We start from the raw sequence: 18,364 nt of genomic DNA, 5'->3' as shown, positions 1-18,364 counted from the left end.
GGTCGGTTCGCATACTAAGCGGTCGCTTGCCGATCAGGGAACAGCCTCCGGGAGAAGAGTCCCGCGAACGCGCGTCTCGTGCGTCACGACCGCTTCGGCCGCGCCCGCACGTGCATCCGCTCCCCCTGCGGCCCGAACAGGCTGAGGAACTCCACGGGCCCCTCCCCCGTCGACCCGAACCAGTGCGGCACCCGGGTGTCGAATTCCGCGGCCTCCCCCGCCGTGAGCACCACGTCGTGCTCGCCCAGCACCAGGCGCAGCCTGCCGGACAGCACGTACAGCCACTCGTAGCCCTCGTGCGTGCGCGGGTCCGGCTCCTGTGTGCGCTGGGGTTCCAGCACCTTGTAGGCCTGCAGGCCGCCGGGCTGGCGGGTGAGCGGCCAGTGGGTGCGGCCGAACATCTCGATCGGCTTCGACCGTACCCGCGGGTCACCGGCCGACGGGGCTCCCACCAGCTCGTCCAGGGCCACCTGGTGCGCCCGGGCGATCGGCAGCAGCAGCTCCAGGCTGGGTTTGCGCAGGCCGGACTCCAGGCGCGACAGGGTGCTGACGGAGATGCCGGTGGTCTCGGAGAGCGCCGCCAGGGTCACCTCCCGCTCCTTGCGCATCTGCCGCAGCCGGGGGCCGACGCCCGCGAGTACCTCGTCCGTAGTCATGGTGGTATTGCAGGTTCGGCAAACGAGTTTGTCAATCCCGCGGCAACGCGCGACTCTCGGCGGTGGAGGTGGTCACCATGACCGAGAGGTACGCAGTCGTAGTCGTGGGCGGCGGTACGGCGGGCCTGTCCGCGGCGCTGGTGCTGGGACGGGCCCGGCACCGCACGCTGGTCGTCGACGCGGGTGAGCCGCGCAACGCGCCCGCCGCGCACATGCAGGGCTATCTGTCGAGGGACGGCATGCCGCCCGCCGAGTTCCTCGCCGCCGGCCGGGAGGAGATCGCGCGGTACGGCGTGGAGCTCGTGCGGGACCGGGTGGTGGAGGTGGACAAGAGCGAGGACTTCGCCGTGGTACTGGCCGGCGGGCGGACCGTGCGGGCCCGGCGGCTGGTGATCGCGACCGGGCTGAAGGACGAACTGCCGGCGGTCCCCGGGGTCGCCGAGCGGTTCGGCCGGGACGTGCTGCACTGCCCGTTCTGCCACGGCTGGGAAGTGCGCGACCAGCCGTTCGGAGTGCTGGCGTCGAGCCCGGCGAGCGTGCACCAGGCGCTGATCGTGTCCCAGTGGTCGAAGGACGTGCGGTTCTTCCTGCACACGGTCGCCGAGGAGGAGCTGTCCGACCAGGACCTGCGCCGGCTCGCCGCGGCCGGGGTGGACGTGGTGCCCGGCGAAGTCGCGGGGCTGGTCGTCGAGGACGACCGGCTCACCGGTGTCCGGCTCGCCGACGGCACGACGCACGGGCGCTCCGTACTGTTCGTCGCCCCGCGCCCCGTCCCGCAGACCGGCCTGCTGGAGCGGCTCGGTGCCGAGCTGCACGAGACGCCCTTCGGCGCGTATCCGGTGGTCGACCCGACCGGGCTGACGACCGTCCCGGGCGTGTGGGCCGCGGGCAACGCGATCGGCTTCGCCGAGCAGGTCGTGCACGCGGCGAGCGGCGGCTACCGGGCGGCGGCCGCGATCGTCGGGGACCTGCTGATGAGCGACCTCGACGCGGCCGTCCAGGAGTAGGGGTGCCGGCTACCCGATCGCGGGCGGCCGGACGGCGAACCGCGAGCCCCACCGTCCGGGTGTAGAGGCGGCTCCCCCGGTGCACCATGGCTGCATGCTGTTGCACCGGCTGGCCCGAGTGTCCCAGGAGGTCGCCGCCACCTCGGCGCGGTCCCGGAAGACGGCCCTGCTCGCGGACCTCTTCCGGGACGCGGAGGCGGACGACGTGCCGATCGTCATCCCGTATCTGGCGGGCCGGCTGCCGCAGGGCCGGATCGGCGTCGGCTGGAAGGTGCTGAGCCGCGCGGTCGCCCCGGCCGCCGAGCCGGGCCTGACCGTGCGGGACGTGGACGCCCGGCTGTCGGATCTCGCCGAGGTGTCCGGCCCCGGGTCCCAGGCGGAACGGGCCCGGCTGGTCGGGGAGTTGATGGGCGCGGCCACCGAGGACGAGCAGCGGTTCCTGATCGGGCTGCTCACCGGCGAGGTACGGCAGGGCGCGCTGGACGCCGTCGCGGTCGAGGGACTGGCCCAGGCGACCGGGGCGTCCCCGGCGGACGTACGGCGGGCCGTGATGCTCGCGGGCTCCCTCCAGACGGTGGCCGAGGCGCTGCTCGCGGACGGCCCCGCCGCCCTGGACCGCTTCCGTCTCACCGTCGGCCGCCCGGTCTGGCCGATGCTGGCGCACAGCGCCTCCTCGGTCGCCGAGGCGGTGGACAAGCTCGGCGCCTGCGCGGTCGAGGAGAAGCTGGACGGCATCCGCGTCCAGGTGCACCGGGACGGCGACACGGTACGGCTCTACACCCGCACCCTCGACGACATCACCGACCGGCTGCCGGAAGTGACCGCCGCCGCACTGGAGTTGCGGGGCGAGCGGTTCATCCTCGACGGCGAGGTGATCTCCTTCGACGAGGGCGGCCGCCCCCGCTCCTTCCAGGAGACCGCCGGCCGTGTCGGCTCGCGCACGGACGTGGCGACGGCCGCACGCGCGGTGCCGGTCTCCCCCGTCTTCTTCGACGCGCTGTCCGTGGACGGCCGCGACCTGCTCGACCTGCCCTTCGCCGAGCGGCACGCGGAGCTCGCCCGGCTGGTCCCCGAGCCGATGCGGGTGCGCCGCACCACCGTGTCCGGCCCGGACGACCTGGGCACGGCGGAGGAGTTTCTCGCCGAGACCCTGAAGCGCGGCCACGAGGGCGTCGTCGCCAAGGCGCTGGACGCCCCCTACAGCGCGGGCCGGCGTGGTGCGTCCTGGCTGAAGGTCAAGCCCGTGCACACCCTCGATCTGGTCGTCCTGGCAGCCGAGTGGGGACACGGCCGCCGCACCGGCAAGCTCTCCAACCTCCATCTGGGCGCCCGCACCGCCGACGGCGGCCTCGCCATGCTCGGCAAGACCTTCAAGGGCATGACCGACGCGATGCTGGCCTGGCAGACCGAACGGCTGCAGCAGCTCGCCGTCGACGACAACGGCTACGTCGTGACCGTACGCCCGGAACTCGTCGTCGAGATCGCCTACGACGGCCTCCAGCGCTCCACCCGCTACCCGGCCGGGGTCACCCTGCGCTTCGCCCGCGTGGTCCGCTACCGGGAGGACAAGCGCCCCGAGGACGCCGACACGGTGGAGACGCTGCTGGCCGTGCACCCGGAGGTGAGGCCGTGAAGCGCAGTGCCGGCCTGCTGCTCTTCCACCACACCGACGACGGCCTCGCAGTGCTGCTCGGCCACATGGGCGGCCCGTTCTTCGCCCGGCGCGACGCCGGGGCGTGGACCATCCCCAAGGGCGAGTACGAGCCCGACGAGTCCGCCTGGGCGGCGGCCCGCCGCGAGTTCGAGGAGGAACTGGGGCTGCCCCCGCCCGACGGCGAGGCCCTCGCCCTGGGCGAGGTCCGGCAGACCAATGGCAAGATCGTCACGGCTTGGGCGATCGAGGCGGACCTCGACCCGGCGACGATCGCGCCCGGCACGTTCCGGATGGAGTGGCCGCCGAGGTCGGGCCGGCTCCAGGAGTTCCCCGAGCTGGACCGGGTCGCGTGGTTCGCTCTCGATCGCGGCCGCGAGGTGATCGTCAAGGCGCAGGCGGCGTTTCTCGACCGCCTGGCGGAGCACTCGCCCTGAGGAGACGCTCCCGCGTTGCGGTCCCCTCCGCCACGCGGGAAGGTCGGACTACAGCCCGCTCCGAGGGAGGTCAGCCATGCCCATCGCAACGGTGAACCCGGCGAACGGCGAGACGCTCAAGACGTACGAGGCCATGGGCGAGGAGGAGATCGAGCGGCGGCTCCAGCTCGCGGAGGCCACCTTCCGCACGTACCGGACGACGACGTTCGACGAGCGCGCCCGGCTGATGAGGAAGGCCGCCGATCTTCTCGAAGAGGACCAGCGGGACATCGCCCGCGTGCTGACCACCGAGATGGGCAAGCCGATCCAGCAGGCCCGGGCCGAGGCGGCGAAGTGCGCCAAGGCGATGCGCTGGTACGCCGACCACGCCGAGGAACTGCTCGCCGACGAGGAACCCTCCGACACCGACGTGAAGGACTCCGGCGCCTCGCGCGTGCGGGTGCGCTACCGGCCGCTGGGGCCGGTGCTGGCGGTCATGCCGTGGAACTTCCCGCTGTGGCAGGTGGTCCGCTTCGCCGCGCCCGCCCTGATGGCGGGGAACGTCGGCCTGCTCAAGCACGCCTCGAACGTCCCGCAGACCGCCCTCTACCTGGAGGACCTGTTCCACCGGGCGGGCTTCACCGAGGGCTGCTTCCAGACCCTGCTGATCGGCTCCGCCGCGGTCGACGAGATCCTGCGCGACGAGCGGGTCAAGGCGGCCACCCTCACCGGCAGCGAGCCCGCGGGCCGCGCGGTCGCCTCCACCGCCGGAGAGATGATCAAGAAGACGGTGCTGGAGCTGGGCGGCAGCGACCCCTTCGTCGTGATGCCCTCCGCCGACATCGACCGGGCCGCGAAGGTCGCGGTGACCGCGCGGGTGCAGAACACCGGGCAGTCCTGCATCGCGGCCAAGCGGTTCATCGTGCACTCGGACGTCTACGACGCCTTCGCCGAGCGGTTCACCGAGGGCATGAAGGCGCTCAAGGTCGGCGACCCCATGTCCGACGACACCGAGGTCGGGCCGCTCTCCAGCGAGCAGGGACTGCGCGATCTGGAGGAGCTGGTCGACGACGCCGTGCGCGGCGGTGCCGGGGTGCTGTGCGGCGGCGAACGCCCCGACGGGCCCGGCTGGTACTACCCGCCGACCATTCTCGCCGGCATCACCCGGGAGATGCGCATCCACCGGGAGGAGGCGTTCGGTCCGGTCGCGACGCTGTACCGGGCGGCCGACCTGGCCGAGGCCGTGCTGATCGCGAACGACTCGCCGTTCGGGCTGAGTTCGAACGTGTGGACGCGGGACGAGTCCGAGGTGGACCGGTTCGTCCGGGACCTGGAGGCGGGCAGCGTGTACGTCAACGGCATGACGGCCTCCCATCCGGCGTTCCCGTTCGGCGGAGTGAAGCGGTCCGGTTACGGGCGTGAGCTGTCCGGGCACGGAATCCGGGAGTTCTGCAACATCACGACCGTTTGGCACGGTGCGTGAGTGTTGCGGAGCTACGATCCCGTCTGTGAACCGCGAAGTGACTCTGCCTCTGATCGTCGACGACCGCGGGACCTTGCAGGTGGCTGCGGCCGATGTCAGCAAGCTGCTGCGGACGGTGGGGGGTCGGTGGGTGCGGCTTGTCGAGGCCGGGGAATCGGGGCTCGACGAGGACACGGTCGCCGCGTTGACGATCGAGCTGGCGAAGCTGGCCGACCGTATCGATGTGGCCTGTATCGCGCACAGCAGTGGGGGTGCGCCGTAGTCAGGGGGCCGCGGTCAACGCGTTCCAGAACATGGCCTCGTACGTCTGCAGGAGACGTCCGTAGCGCCGCGCGCTCGTCTCGTCGAGTCGCCCCGCGTCCAGGCCGGCCCGCACTGCCGCCGTCGCCTGGCTCTCCAGCTCCGGGGACGGCTCCCCGAAGAAGTCGAAGAAGGCACACGCCTCGTCCGTGAAGCCGTACCGCGTGCGCAGGGCCCGGGCGATGGTCGCGCAATAGCCTCCCCACGCGGAGAAGTTGGCGGTCAGGGCCAGGACGACGTCCGCCGGTGCGGCGTTGAGAGCCAGCCAGGCCACGTACGCGGGGTACGCCTGGCATCCCGGGAGCGGCTCGTACGCTGCCGTCCGTACCTCGTGCACGCCGCACGCCCGGGCGAACGACGGCAACCGCTCCTCCGCCAGCGCCTCGCCCTTGGCGAGTGTCCCGAAGAAGACCGCGGCCTCCGGGTCCCTCGCCAGGGAGCGCTCCGCCAGATACCCGAAGGCCCGGCGGTCGGCGGGGATCACCCAGGACTGTTCCAGGGCGAGCGCGGCGAGGGTGGAACGCGGTGCTGTGCCGTCGGCGATCCGGGGGACCAGGGGGTTGGACCGCGGGTCCGGAGCGAGGTCCGCCGTGGTCGTCCGCAGCAGGTCCCGGGCCGGGTGCGTCATCGCGTCCTCCGTCGTCGAGGTGTCGGGACGAGCCTGGCATGGAGTCCCCGGTACGGAGTAGTCCGGCGCGAGATCGGTGCCCCACCGGGTGATCGTGAAAGGACCACCCTCTGCGGTGAACCAGCTTCTGACCGGGGGCAAGGATGAGCGAAGAGACGATCGTCGAAACGCCGCCGGTCACTCGGCCGGCCCCGCATTCCTTCCCGGCCCTCGATGCGGTCGGATTCCTGGACGCGCCGGACCAGGCCCGGCTGCGCCGCAGCGTCGCCGCGGCGTTCACGGCGCGCCGGGTGGAGCGGGTACGGGAGCGGTCCCGCCGCATGCTGGCGGAACTGGTCGACGAGATGCTCCAGGACGGCCCGCCCGCCGACCTGACCGAGGCCGTGCTCAGCCCGTTCCCTGTCGCGGTGATCTGCGAGCTGATGGGTGTCCCGGCCGCCGACCGGCAGGGCGTGCACACCTGGACACAGCTGGTCCTGTCCTCCTCGCACGGCGCCGAGGCCGCCGAGAAGGCGAAGAAGGACATGACCGCCTACTTCTCCGAGCTGATCGGGCTGCGCGAGGGCAGCACCGACGAGGACGTCACATCCCTGCTCGGCGCCGCCGTGAGCCGCGGCGAGCTCACACTGGAGGAGGCGGCGGACTTCGCGGTGCACCTCCAGATCGGCGGCGAGGCGGTCACCGGCAACGGCGGCCAGATGCTGTACGTCCTGCTGACCCGCCCCGAACTCGCCGAGCGGCTGCGCGCCGAACCGATCCATGTGTCGTACCCGGACGTGTCCTTCGGACTCGGCCCGCACTACCGTCCCGGCGGCACGCTGGCCCGGCTGGTGTCGGAACTCCTGATGGACGCGCTCCTCGACGGTGTGCCCGGACTGCGGCTCGCCGTCCCCGCCGAGGAGGTGCCGTTCAAGAAGGGCGCGCTCGTCCGCGGCCCCGAGGCCCTGCCCGTGACGTGGTGAGCCGGCGATGACGACGCAAGGACCGCTCGTACCACCTGGCCGCGTCCGGGCCGGGCTCACCGCGGGTCAGGTCAGCTTCCACTCCCCTGTCTCGTCGGCGAAGCCGGAGTCCATCGCGAACTGGACCGTCGCCATCTTCGACGCCTTCGGCACCTCGAACACGACCCAGCCGAGCGCCTTCGCGCCGGGCTTCAGGCGGACGTCGGAGGACATGGACGGGCCGGCGGTGACGTCGGCGAAGGTGGACTGGAACTGCTGACCCTGGTCGTCGGCCACCTGGGTGCCGTTCTGCGGGCTGTCCGAGTAGGCCTTGGTCCCGGTGTTGACGAGCTGGAACTGGACGGCGATCCAGCGGTTGCCCGACTCGGGAGCGGTGAACTCGTCGCCGGACTTGGCGTTGTCGACGACCTTGACGACGGTGACGTCCAGCTTGCTGCCGGCCTCCATGCCCTTCAGGGCGAGAGTGTCGCCGGGCTCGGCGACCTCCGGTGCGGCGCTCGCCTTGGCGGCGGGCTTCTTCGCGGCCTGCTGCCCGCTGCCGGCCTTGGCGGACGCCTTGGCCTTGGGCTTGTCGACGACCGTGTCGCCGGAGCTGCACGCGGTGACGGTGAGCGCACCGATCACGGCCACCGCTGCGGCGGTGAGTCTGATGCGGCTGTTGTTGTTCATGATCCCCCCAGGGTTCTGTGACACGTAAGTGAAGGACCCGTGAAGAGAGAACATGGTTGCACGGTTAATCAAAAAATTTTCGGGGTCGCGGGCAACCTCCGGGGGCCTTGTCGCGTCCGCCCCGCAACGCGACGGCCCCCTCGAGGAGAACGCCGGTTACCGGATCGGCGTGCCCGACAGCGTCCGGGCGATCACCAGGCGCTGGATCTCGCTGGTGCCTTCGAAGATCGTGTAGATCGCCGCGTCCCGGTGCATCCGCTCCACCGGGTACTCCCGCGTGTAGCCGTTGCCGCCGAGGATCTGGATCGCCTGGGCCGTGACGTTCTTGGCCGTCTCGCTCGCGAACAGCTTGGACATCGAACCCTCGGCCGCCGTGAACGGCTTGCCGTTGACCGCCATCCAGGAGGCGCGCCAGACGAGGAGCCGGGCCGCGTCGATGGACGTGCGCATGTCCGCGAGCTGGAACGCCACGCCCTGGTTGTCGATGATCGGACGCCCGAACTGCTCCCGGGTCCTGGCGTAGTCGAGGGCGACCTCGTACGCGGCGCGGGCGGTGCCGACCGCCATGGCGCCGACGGCCGGGCGCGAGGCCTCGAAGGTGGCCATGGCCGCGTTCTTCACGCGCTCCCCGCCCTGCTTGGCCTTCTCACGGGCCCGGGCGAGCCGCTCGTCCAGCTTCTCCTTGCCGCCGAGCAGACAGGAGCCGGGAACGCGCACGTTGTCCAGGATGACCTCGGCGGTGTGCGAGGCGCGGATGCCGTGCTTCTTGAACTTCTGCCCCTGGGACAGGCCTTCGGTGCCCGGCGGGACGATGAAGGAGGCGTGGCCCTTGGAGCCGAGCTCCGGGTCGACGACCGCGACCACGACATGGACGTTGGCGATACCGCCGTTGGTCGCCCAGGTCTTGGTGCCGTTGATCACCCACTCGTCCTTGGCCTCGTCGTACACGGCCCGGGTGCGCATGGAGGCCACGTCGGAGCCGGCGTCGGGCTCGGAGGAGCAGAAGGCGGCGACCTTGACGTCGCTGGCGTCGCCGTACATCTGCGGGATCCAGGTGCCGATCTGCTCCTCGGTGCCGTTGGCGAGGACACCGACGGCGGCGAGACCGGTACCGACGATGGACAGGGCTATGCCCGCGTCGCCCCAGAACAGTTCCTCCATCGCCATGGGGATGCCGAGGCCGGTGGGGTCGAAGTACTGCTGGGCGTAGAAGTCCAGGGAGTAGATGCCGACCTTGGCGGCCTCCTGGATGACCGGCCAGGGAGTCTCCTCACGCTCGTCCCATTCGGCGGCCGCGGGGCGGATCACATCGGCCGCGAAGCCGTGCAGCCAGTCCCGGACCTCCTTCTGTTCGTCGTTGAGCTCCATGGTGAACTCGGCCATGTCGTCCCCTCCAGCGGCACACCTGCGTGTTACTTGCGGTAACACCATACCAGTCTGTTACCGGCGGGTAGTGGAAGTCAACTCCTACCGACCGGTCGGCACCCGTTCGATGTCCGGGGCATGTTTGAGTGTTAGTTTGCGCAGGCGTCATCGAATCAGCACGGGTGGGGAGAGCACATGGACACCACGCAGCGGACGGACCAGCAACGGTCCGCCGACCGCCGACGGCGTGAGCTGCTGGAAGCCGCCGACCGAGTGGTGCTGCGCGACGGTCCGCATGCCTCGATGAACGCGATCGCCGCGGAAGCGGGTATCACCAAGCCGATTCTGTACCGGCACTTCGGCGACAAGGGCGGACTTTACGCGGCCCTTGCCAAACGGCACACCGACGCCCTGCTGGACTCGCTGCGGGCTGCGCTGGACGCGCCGGCGGAGAGACGGGAGCGGGTCGAGGCGACACTGGACACGTACCTCGCCGCGATCGAGGCGCGGCCCCAGGTGTACCGGTTCCTGATGCATCCGGCGGAGGGGGGCCAGCCGGGGGATCAGGGGTTCGATGTCGGCAAGCACAGTGCGCCGTTGCTGCGGCGGATGGGGGAGGAACTCGCCCAGGTCATCGAGGAACGGCTGGATCTCGGGCCGGGCGGGCAGCAGCTGGCGCGGGTGTGGGGGCATGGGATCGTCGGCATGATGCATGCGGCCGGGGACTGGTGGCTGGGGGAACGGCCTTGTTCTCGTGCCGAGTTGGTGCGGAGTCTGGCTGATCTGTTGTGGGGGCGTCTTGCGGCTGCGGGGGACAAAATGGGCGGGCCGGGGTTCTGACCGTCGTCCTTCGGCTGCGGGCCGGTGGGGGTTGTTCGCGCAGTTCCCCGCGCCCCTAGGGTCGGACACCTCACCCGCGCCATGAAGCCCGGGCCACCTTGCGCATCAGTCTGCGGTGGCGCCAGCCCTTGAGGTGGTCCGCGTAGATGCGGCCCTCCAGATGGTCGTACTCGTGTTGCAGGCAGCGGGCGAAGAAGCCCGTGCCGTGGATGGTGACCGGCTCTCCGGTCATGGTGAAGCCCTCGACCACCGCGTGGTCGTAACGCTCCGTGCCCGCTTCCAGGCCCGGTAGGGACAGGCAGCCCTCCGGGCCCCGGATCACCACTCCGTCCGCCTCGGCCAGGCGCGGGTTGACCACATGGCCCAGGTGCCGGACGTCCTCGTCGTCGGGGCAGTCGTAGACGAAGACCCGCAGCGGCTCGCCGATCTGGTTGGCGGCGAGGCCGACGCCCTGGGCGGCGTACATGGTTGCGAACAAGTCCTCCACGAGGCGGGCCAGTTCGGGGCCGAAGTCGGTGACCTCCGCGCAGGGTGTGTGCAGGAGCGGGTCTCCGTGCAGGGTGAGGGGTCTCACGTGGCCGTGGGCGCCGGGGATGGAGCTGTTTCGCATGGCGGCAAGAGTAAGGTCCCTGTCATTCCGCGCCTCCCACACGAGTTCACCACAGTGCCGCGGTTCGGGAGTGCTAATGGATCTCGATAGGCTGAGGTCCACACCACGTGGCCGTCAGGCTTCAAGGCGCGGCGCGTACGCAAGGAGGATCGAGAACTGATGGCAGGCAACTCGGACCCGCTCTCGCCGCGGGCCAAGCTGGCCGTGACCGCGGGCAAGGCGGTCGCGGCGGCATCGCGCGCCGCGGGGCGCGGCAGCGGTTCGGTGATCGGCGGCCGGGTGGCGCTCAAGCTCGACCCCGACCTCCTCGCCCGGCTCGCCCAGAACCTGGACGTGATCCTGGTCTCCGCGACGAACGGCAAGACCACGACCACCCGGCTCATCGCCGAGGCCCTGCGCGCCGCGGGACCGGTCGTCTCCAACGCGCTCGGCGCCAACATGCCGGCCGGCATCACCTCGGCGCTCGCGGGCAGCTCGGACGCCCGGTACGGCGTCATCGAGGTCGACGAGAAGTACCTCGCCGGCGTCGCCCGGGACACCGCGCCGAAGTGCATCGCCCTGCTCAACCTCTCCCGCGACCAGCTCGACCGCGCCGCCGAGACCCGCATGCTCGCCGAGAACTGGCGGGAGGGGCTCGCCGGCTCCAAGTCCGTGGTGGTGGCCAACTGCGACGACCCGCTGGTGGTGTGGGCCGCGTCCTCCTCCCCCAACGTGATCTGGGTCGCCGCCGGCCAGATGTGGAAGGACGACGCCTGGTCCTGCCCGTCGTGCGGTGGCGTGATGCAGCGCCCGGGCGACGACTGGTACTGCGGTGAGTGCGGCTTCCGCCGTCCGACGCCGAGCTGGGCCCTCTCCGGCGACCACGTGCTGGACCCGCACGGCTCCGCCTGGCCGATCCACCTCCAGCTGCCCGGCCGCGCCAACAAGGCCAACGCCGCCTCCTCGGCCGCCGTCGCCGCCGTGTTCGGCGTGCCGCCGCAGGTCGCGCTGGAGCGCATGTACCAGGTGCAGGCGGTGGCCGGCCGGTACGACGTCGTCCAGTTCCAGGGCCGTGACCTCAGGCTCCTCCTCGCGAAGAACCCGGCCGGCTGGCTGGAGACGTTCTCCCTGATCGACCCGCCGCCCGCCCCGGTCATCCTGTCCGTGAACGCGCGCTCCGCCGACGGCACCGACACCTCCTGGCTGTGGGACGTCGACTACACGCGTCTGACCGGCCACCCGATCTGCGTCGTCGGCGACCGTCGGCTGGACCTCGCGGTGCGCCTGGAGGTCGCCGACCAGCACTTCCAGGTCTACGAGAACCTCGACCAGGCCGTGCAGGCGTGCCCGCCGGGCCGGATCGAGGTCATCGCCAACTACACGGCGTTCCAGGACCTGCGCCGCCGGGTCGGCAACTGAGCACGAGACGTCAGGGGACTTTTGTGAGCGACAACCAACTGCGGGTCGTCTGGATCTATCCCGACCTGCTCAGCACCTACGGCGACCAGGGCAACGTCCTCGTCGTGGAGCGCCGGGCCCGGCAGCGCGGCCTGGACGTGGCGCGACTGGACGTGCGCAGCGACCAGGCGATCCCGACCTCCGGTGACATCTACCTGATCGGCGGCGGCGAGGACCGTCCGCAGCGGCTCGCGGCCGAGCGGCTGCGCCGGGACGGCGGACTGCAACGGGCCGTGGAGAACGGCGCCATCGTGTTCTCCGTGTGCGCCGGCTACCAGATCCTCGGCCACGAGTTCATCAACGACCTCGGGCAGCGCGAGCCCGGCCTCGGCCTGCTGGACGTGGTGTCCGTACGCGGCGAGGGCGCGCGGTGCGTCGGCGACGTGCTGGGCGACATCGACCCGCGCCTCGGCCTGCCCCCGCTGACCGGCTTCGAGAACCACCAGGGCGTCACCCACCTCGGACCCACGGCCCGCCCGCTCGCCAACGTGCGCTTCGGCAACGGCAACGGCACGGGCGACGGCACGGAGGGGGCGTACAACGACACCGTCTTCGGCACGTACATGCACGGCCCGGTGCTGGCCCGCAACCCGCTGATCGCGGACCTGCTGCTGAAGCTGGCCCTCGACGTCAACGCGCTGCCGCCGACGGACGACCGCTGGTACGAGGCTCTTCGCAACGAGCGCATCGCGGCCGCGCAGCAGCCTGCCTGACCAGAAGCGTGTGTGGAGCACGCGTCAACCTGCTGGTCAACAGCCCGTCTGACGGCACATCCGCACAGGTGAGCGGGGTCGTCCAGCAGGCGGACGCGTGCTTCGGTCCGGCCCCTCGATGCCGCTAGGGTGGCGGGGATTCGAGCCGGACAACGTGGTCCGGTCCCGGCCCACGTTGAGAAGGTTTTCGGGCTATGCGCATTGGTGTCCTCACGTCCGGCGGCGACTGCCCCGGTCTGAACGCCGTCATCCGGTCCGTCGTGCACCGCGCCGTCGTCGACCACGGCGACGAGGTCATCGGCTTCCGGGACGGCTGGAAGGGCCTTCTGGAGTGCGACTACCTCAAGCTCGACCTCGACGCGGTGGGTGGCATCCTCGCCCGCGGCGGCACGATTCTGGGGTCCTCCCGGGTCCAGCCCTCCCATCTGCGGGACGGTGTGGAGCGGGCCAAGGGCCATGTCGAGGAGCTCGGCCTCGACGCGATCATCCCTATCGGCGGTGAAGGCACCCTCAAGGCCGCGCGGCTGATGTCGGACAGCGGCCTGCCCGTCGTGGGTGTGCCGAAGACCATCGACAACGACATCGCGGTCACGGACGTCACGTTCGGCTTCGACACCGCCGTCGGGGTGGCGACCGAGGCCCTGGACCGGCTGAAGACCACCGCCGAGTCCCACCAGCGGGTGTTGGTGGTGGAGGTCATGGGCCGGCACACCGGCTGGATCGCGCTGCACTCCGGCATGGCGGCCGGCGCGCACGCCATCGTCGTACCCGAGCGGCCCTTCGACATAGAGGAGCTGACCCGGCGGGTCGGCGAGCGGTTCGAGGCGGGCAAGCGCTTCGCGATCGTGGTGGCGGCGGAGGGGGCCAAGCCCCGCGCGGGGACCATGGAGTTCGACGAGGGCGGCAAGGACATCTACGGGCACGAGCGGTTCGCCGGGATCGCCCGTCAGCTGTCGGTCGAGCTGGAGGGGCGGCTGGGGAAGGAAGCCCGGCCGGTGATTCTCGGGCATGTGCAGCGGGGCGGCACTCCGACCGCCTACGACCGGGTGCTGGCCACGCGGTTCGGGTGGCACGCGGTGGAGGCCGTGCACCGGGGCGAGTTCGGGCAGATGACCGCGCTGCGGGGCACCGACATCGTGATGGTGTCGTTGGCCGAGGCCGTGGAGACGCTGAAGACCGTGCCGGAGGACCGGTACGCCGAGGCGGAGACCGTTCTCTGAGGCCCCCGCGCCCCTGAGCACCGCTTACCGCCCCCGGTCACCTGTGTGGCCGGGGGCGGTTCTACTCTTGGGGCGGACAGATTGCTGCACACCCCCACGAAACAGGAGCCGGCGGTATGGATCACAGCGGGCACGGCATGACCATGGATCTGCCGCCGTTCACGCTGGGACGAGGTCTGGAATGGTCGACGGACCCGTTCTTCCTCGTCGCGTGCCTGGCCGGGCTGGCGCTGTACGGGTGGGGTGTCGTGCGGCTGCTGCGGCGCGGTGACAAGTGGCCGGTGGGACGTACGGTCGCCTTCGCCATCGGCGTGCTGAGCATCGTGCTCATGATGTGCACCCGGCTGAACGACTACGGCATGGTCATGTTCAGCGTGCACATGGTGCAGCACATGGTGATCAGCATGGTGTCGCCCATCCTGATCCTGCTCGGGGCGCCGATCACGCTGGCCCTGCGCGCGCTGCCGACGGCGGGGCGAGGCCGCAAGGGGCCGCGTGAGCTGCTGCTGATGTTCCTGCACAGCCGGTACATGCGGATCATCACGCACCCGGCGTTCACGATCCCCCTGTTCATCGCGAGCCTGTACGGGCTGTACTTCACGCCGCTGTTCGACACCCTGATGGGCTCCAAGGCGGGGCACATCGGGATGATGGTGCACTTCCTCGCGGTCGGCCTGGTGTTCTTCTGGCCGATCATGGGCGTGGACCCGGGCCCGCACCGGCCGGGCTATCTGATGCGGATGCTGGAGCTGTTCGCGGGCATGCCGTTCCACGCCTTCTTCGGGATCGCCCTGATGATGGCGTCCGAGCCGATGGTCGAGACGTTCAAGAACCCGCCCGCCTCGCTCGGCATCGAGGCGCTCTCCGACCAGAACGCGGCGGGCGGCATCGCCTGGGCGTTCAGCGAGATCCCGTCCGTGCTGGTACTGGTAGCGCTGCTGTTCCAGTGGTACGCCTCGGACCAGCGTCAGGCCAGGCGTGAGGACCGGGCCGCCGACCGCGACGGGGACAAGGAACTCGAGGCGTACAACGCCTATTTGAGCTCGCTGCACGCACGGGGAAACTGACTTTTCCCACGCCCCAGTTCGCCCGTCCGTCCTCGTTCTGCTCTTTCTCCACAACGCGGCTGAATAGCATTTTCCTTCAGTAGCATGAAACGCGTCGGGGGAACCGCAGGGGGGAGCGGTGATGCGGAGGTTCGCTGTCCTGGTCGCTTTTCTGCTGGCGCTCGGGGGGTGCGATTCTGGTGGGTCTTTGCTCGAGGTGAAGGCGGTCGCCGCGGGAGTTCCGTCCCTGGCGCCCTTCTTCGCCGAGGACATCGGGCTCGGCCGGGACGGGCAGGTGCGGTCGCGGGCCGTGCCGGGTGGCCTGCAGCAGGGGGACACACCGGGGCTGTACGGCGGGACGAAGCAGCCGGGGATCTGTGATGTCGAGCGGCTGAAGCGGTTCCTCACCGCGCCGCGCAACGATCGTAAGGCGCGGGCCTGGGCGGCGGCCCTCGACCTTCGTACGGACGAGATTCCGGGATATCTCGACCGGCTCACACCGGTTCTCCTGCGCCACGACACTCTCGCACTGAACCACGACTACAAAAAGGGAAAGGCTGTTCCCTTCCGTGCCCTCCTCCAGGCGGGAATCGCGATTCTCGTCGACGAGCAGGGACTTCCGTCGGTCAAATGTTCGTGCGGAAATCCGCTGCGGCCCTTCGAGGACGACACGAGCCGGATATCCGTCACGTTCGGGGACGGCAACGAGAAGTGGCAGGGATACGACCGTGCCGAGGTGGTGGTCGTACGGCCCGCTCCCCGGAAGCTGGAGCGCATCGCCCTCGTCGACGTCCAGGACCCCGGCCGGGGCATCGAGCGGCCCGTCGGCACGACCGGTGAGGCCGACGCCGGCTTCGACGCGACGGAGCGGCGGGCCGTGCCGCGTCTTGCCGGGACGACGTTCGGGGAGGCGAGCCGACGGCTTGCCGATGCGGGACTGGCGGTCGCGTTGAGGGGTGCGGAGCCACCTTCGGACCGTGCGCGGGTCATCGCGTCCGACCCGGGCGCGGGGGTCCGGCTGCGGTTCGGCGCGCATGTGACGCTGACCGTGGCGGCGGAGTCGGGGACGGACGGGCGTACGGAGGATACGGCGACACCTGCGCCCTCGGCGTCCTCCACTCCCCCGGTCGGCTCCAGGCCTCCGACGGGTGCCGAACCCACGCCGTCGCGGCAGTCCCCGTCGAAGGCGCCGCCCGGCTCCGTGCCGCCGCCCGCGTCGAGCGCCGCGCCCAGGAGCAGTGCGCCGCCCACGGAGACCGGCTCACCGCCGCAGGTCAGCAGCTCCCCTCCGCCGCAGGTCAGCAGCTCGCCGCCGATTCGTGAACCGGTCACGAGCAGCGCGCCGCCGCCGGTGAGCAGCACGCCCGTGTCCAGCGCTCCCGCGACGACCGCCCCGGGGACAACCGCCCCCACGACAAGCGCACCGGCGACGACCGCCTCAGCGTCCAGCGCCCCGGCGACCACCCCGACCACCCCGACCACCCCAGCCACGCCGGCCATCACCGTCTAGCACCGCACCCCCGCCGAACCCTGGAGTCACCGGATGTCCTCAGGATCACCGACGTCGGGAGTGGGCCGGGTCGTCGCCGGCCGTTATCTGCTGCTGCGCCGGCTCGGCAGCGGCGGCATGGGGCACGTCTGGCTCGCCCACGACCAGAGACTCGCCTGCGAGGTCGCGTTGAAGGAGATCGTGTTCCGCGACCCGGCCGAGGCAGGAAACGAGCGGGAGGCGCGGGTCGCGCGGGCCCGGGCGGAGGCCCGGCACGCGGCCGGGCTGCGCGGACACCCGCACGTGGTGACGGTGCACGACGTGCTGGAGCACGAGGGGCTGCCGTGGATCGTCATGGAGTACGTGACGGACGCCGTGGACCTGCGGGAGCTGGTGACCCGGCGCGGACCGCTCGCCCCGGCCGAGTGTGCCCGCGTCGGCCTCGCCGTGCTGGACGCGCTGACCGCGGGACACGAGCGGGGCGTGATGCACCGGGACGTGAAGCCGGCCAACATCCTGCTCGCGCCGGACCGCGCGGGCTCGCCGTACGGTCGGGTCCTGCTCACCGACTACGGCATCTCCGTGCAGCCCGAGGCCGGTGAGACGCGGTACACCATGGCGTCCGCGCTGGTCGGCACGGCGGGGTATCTGGCGCCGGAGCGGGCCTCCGGCGGTACACCGACGCCGGCCGCCGACCTCTTCTCGCTGGGCTGCACGCTGTACTTCGGCGTCGAGGGCCGCGGCCCCTTCGAGCGGGAGTCGCACCTGGCGGCGCTCACCGCGGTGGTCATGGAGGAGCCGCTTCCGCCGCTACGGGCCGGGGCTCTGGAACCCGTGCTGCACGGGCTGCTCGCCAAGGATCCGGAGCTGCGGACGACCGCCCAGGAGGCGGAGGCCGGGCTGTCGGCGCTCGTCACGCCCCATGCGGAGGCGTACGAACGGACCCGGACGGACCCCGGGTCGCCGTCCCCGTGGGAGACCCCGCCCGTGCCAGCCCCCGGGCCGGGCGGTGTCGGACCGGTCACCGCCGAGCCCGGCGCACGGCGTCGCCGGCGCTCCCCCGCTCTCCGGGCCGTCGCCGCCTGCGGTCTAGGGCTGGTCCTCGCGCTCGGCGGCGTCTGGTACGCGCTGGCCGACCGGGCGGGCGGTGGGACGGCCGCGCCGTACGGAGAGACCGTCGGGCTGAGCAAGCCGCTCGCGGACGGGGACTGTGTGCTCGCGGACTGGCCGGGCGGGGCCCGGTTCGCCGGCCCGCCCCGGCTCTCCCTGGACCCGAGTTGCCGGGACCAGGCGCCCGACGGGCAGGTGGTGGCGTTCGCCGAGGCGGCCTCGGCGGACGAGGCGCGGAAGCTGGGACCGGCCCGGTGCGAGGAGCTGACCCGGGAGCTGCGGGACCGGCTCGCCGATGTGCGCAGCCACGCCGTCGTGCCGAGCGGCACCGGGTTCGAGGCGGCGGGGCGGCGCACCGCCTGCCTGGTCCTCGGCGCCCACGGGCCGCTGTACGGGCCGCTCGGGGAGCGACGTAGATTCGGTACGGCGTTCGCCGACACCGCGACCATGCAGAAGCGGGACTGTCTGGACGTCCGTTCGAACCGGGAGGCGCGGCTGGTGCCGTGCGGCGGGCGGTACGACCAGCAGGTGCTCGGATTCACCCGGCTGGGCGCCGATGTGACGCTCGCCGAGGCCCGGACCTCGTCGGACGCGGCATGCGCCCGGGACGTGGCGCCGCGCGACTACGGCTTCGACCCGTCCGTCTACGAAGCCGGTTCGTGGACCAGCGACGGACCCTGGAAATCCGGTACTCATGTCGTCGTCTGCACCGTCAGGAGGCAGAACGGGGGCACCATGGGGGGAACAGAACCATGAGGAGGG

The 18,364-nt window shown here is 71.4% G+C and carries 17 protein-coding genes and 1 pseudogene; 13 read left to right on the top strand and 5 right to left on the bottom strand.

Annotated elements, in window-relative coordinates:
* Positions 1 to 83: 83 nt before the first annotated feature.
* Positions 84 to 656, bottom strand: coding sequence for a helix-turn-helix domain-containing protein (locus ACH4G3_RS19570; RefSeq protein WP_397625667.1), 573 nt, complete (start codon positions 654 to 656; stop codon positions 84 to 86).
* Positions 657 to 733: 77 nt separating this feature from the next.
* On the opposite strand from ACH4G3_RS19570, the gene ACH4G3_RS19565 reads away from it, so the two are divergent.
* From ACH4G3_RS19565 to ACH4G3_RS19545, 5 genes are all read left to right on the top strand, one after another.
* Positions 734 to 1,663, top strand: coding sequence for an NAD(P)/FAD-dependent oxidoreductase (locus ACH4G3_RS19565; RefSeq protein ID WP_397625666.1), 930 nt, complete (start codon positions 734 to 736; stop codon positions 1,661 to 1,663).
* A 94-nt stretch (positions 1,664 to 1,757) separates the two neighbouring features.
* Positions 1,758 to 3,296 carry an ATP-dependent DNA ligase gene (locus ACH4G3_RS19560; protein WP_397625665.1) on the top strand — a complete coding sequence of 513 codons (1,539 nt, stop codon included), beginning with the start codon at positions 1,758 to 1,760 and terminating at the stop codon, positions 3,294 to 3,296.
* Positions 3,293 to 3,751 (top strand): NUDIX hydrolase, encoded by a 459-nt coding sequence (locus tag ACH4G3_RS19555; RefSeq protein ID WP_397625664.1) that lies wholly within the window; start codon positions 3,293 to 3,295, stop codon positions 3,749 to 3,751. The genes ACH4G3_RS19560 and ACH4G3_RS19555 overlap by 4 nt, the downstream gene beginning before the upstream one ends.
* Positions 3,752 to 3,827: 76 nt before the next feature.
* Positions 3,828 to 5,213: an NADP-dependent succinic semialdehyde dehydrogenase gene (locus tag ACH4G3_RS19550; protein ID WP_397625663.1), complete on the top strand. Its 1,386-nt coding sequence runs from the start codon at positions 3,828 to 3,830 to the stop codon at positions 5,211 to 5,213.
* Positions 5,214 to 5,238: 25 nt separating this feature from the next.
* Entirely contained in the window at positions 5,239 to 5,475 is a 237-nt protein-coding gene (locus ACH4G3_RS19545) for a DUF6213 family protein (RefSeq protein ID WP_020275373.1), read from the top strand.
* Here ACH4G3_RS19545 and ACH4G3_RS19540 read toward each other — a convergent pair whose 3' ends face one another.
* A complete protein-coding gene (locus ACH4G3_RS19540; protein WP_397625662.1) occupies positions 5,476 to 6,141 on the bottom strand; it encodes a thiaminase II/PqqC family protein in 666 nt (221 codons plus the stop codon).
* A 140-nt stretch (positions 6,142 to 6,281) separates the two neighbouring features.
* Between ACH4G3_RS19540 and ACH4G3_RS19535 the strand changes: the two are divergent.
* Positions 6,282 to 7,103 (top strand): annotated as a pseudogene (locus ACH4G3_RS19535) (cytochrome P450); the annotation flags it as partial.
* 66 nt (positions 7,104 to 7,169) lie between these two features.
* Here the strand turns inward: ACH4G3_RS19535 and ACH4G3_RS19530 are convergent.
* Positions 7,170 to 7,772, bottom strand: coding sequence for a DUF4352 domain-containing protein (locus ACH4G3_RS19530; protein ID WP_397625661.1), 603 nt, complete (start codon positions 7,770 to 7,772; stop codon positions 7,170 to 7,172).
* Positions 7,773 to 7,928: 156 nt separating this feature from the next.
* A complete protein-coding gene (locus ACH4G3_RS19525) occupies positions 7,929 to 9,155 on the bottom strand; it encodes an acyl-CoA dehydrogenase family protein (protein ID WP_397625660.1) in 1,227 nt (408 codons plus the stop codon).
* 177 nt (positions 9,156 to 9,332) lie between these two features.
* On the opposite strand from ACH4G3_RS19525, the gene ACH4G3_RS19520 reads away from it, so the two are divergent.
* Complete coding sequence (locus tag ACH4G3_RS19520; protein ID WP_397625659.1) at positions 9,333 to 9,977, top strand: TetR/AcrR family transcriptional regulator; 645 nt, start codon at positions 9,333 to 9,335, stop codon at positions 9,975 to 9,977.
* Positions 9,978 to 10,047: 70 nt separating this feature from the next.
* On the opposite strand, the gene def is transcribed toward ACH4G3_RS19520, so the two are convergent.
* On the bottom strand, positions 10,048 to 10,587 hold the full coding sequence (gene def, locus ACH4G3_RS19515) for a peptide deformylase (RefSeq protein WP_397625658.1): 540 nt from the start codon (positions 10,585 to 10,587) through the stop codon (positions 10,048 to 10,050).
* 159 nt (positions 10,588 to 10,746) lie between these two features.
* Between def and ACH4G3_RS19510 the strand changes: the two genes are divergently transcribed.
* The 6 genes from ACH4G3_RS19510 to ACH4G3_RS19485 all read left to right on the top strand — a co-directional run bounded on the left by ACH4G3_RS19510 (position 10,747) and on the right by ACH4G3_RS19485 (position 18,358).
* Positions 10,747 to 11,985, top strand: coding sequence for a MurT ligase domain-containing protein (locus ACH4G3_RS19510; RefSeq protein ID WP_354739857.1), 1,239 nt, complete (start codon positions 10,747 to 10,749; stop codon positions 11,983 to 11,985).
* Between the two features lie 23 nt (positions 11,986 to 12,008).
* Complete coding sequence (locus ACH4G3_RS19505; RefSeq protein ID WP_397625657.1) at positions 12,009 to 12,737, top strand: type 1 glutamine amidotransferase; 729 nt, start codon at positions 12,009 to 12,011, stop codon at positions 12,735 to 12,737.
* Positions 12,738 to 12,931: 194 nt separating this feature from the next.
* On the top strand, positions 12,932 to 13,957 hold the full coding sequence (locus ACH4G3_RS19500; RefSeq protein WP_397625656.1) for a 6-phosphofructokinase: 1,026 nt from the start codon (positions 12,932 to 12,934) through the stop codon (positions 13,955 to 13,957).
* Positions 13,958 to 14,073: 116 nt separating this feature from the next.
* Positions 14,074 to 15,024 carry a cytochrome c oxidase assembly protein gene (locus ACH4G3_RS19495; RefSeq protein ID WP_397625655.1) on the top strand — a complete coding sequence of 317 codons (951 nt, stop codon included), beginning with the start codon at positions 14,074 to 14,076 and terminating at the stop codon, positions 15,022 to 15,024.
* A 196-nt stretch (positions 15,025 to 15,220) separates the two neighbouring features.
* Positions 15,221 to 16,513 (top strand): DUF6777 domain-containing protein, encoded by a 1,293-nt coding sequence (locus tag ACH4G3_RS19490; RefSeq protein WP_397626166.1) that lies wholly within the window; start codon positions 15,221 to 15,223, stop codon positions 16,511 to 16,513.
* A 33-nt stretch (positions 16,514 to 16,546) separates the two neighbouring features.
* Positions 16,547 to 18,358 carry a serine/threonine-protein kinase gene (locus ACH4G3_RS19485; protein WP_397625654.1) on the top strand — a complete coding sequence of 604 codons (1,812 nt, stop codon included), beginning with the start codon at positions 16,547 to 16,549 and terminating at the stop codon, positions 18,356 to 18,358.
* Positions 18,359 to 18,364 lie beyond the last annotated feature (6 nt).

The sequence above is a fragment of the Streptomyces afghaniensis genome (assembly GCF_044327915.1).
Taxonomy (GTDB): domain Bacteria; phylum Actinomycetota; class Actinomycetes; order Streptomycetales; family Streptomycetaceae; genus Streptomyces; species Streptomyces afghaniensis.
Note: the sequence above shows the minus strand (reverse complement) of the source record. Positions and strands in the feature narration are given on the sequence as shown.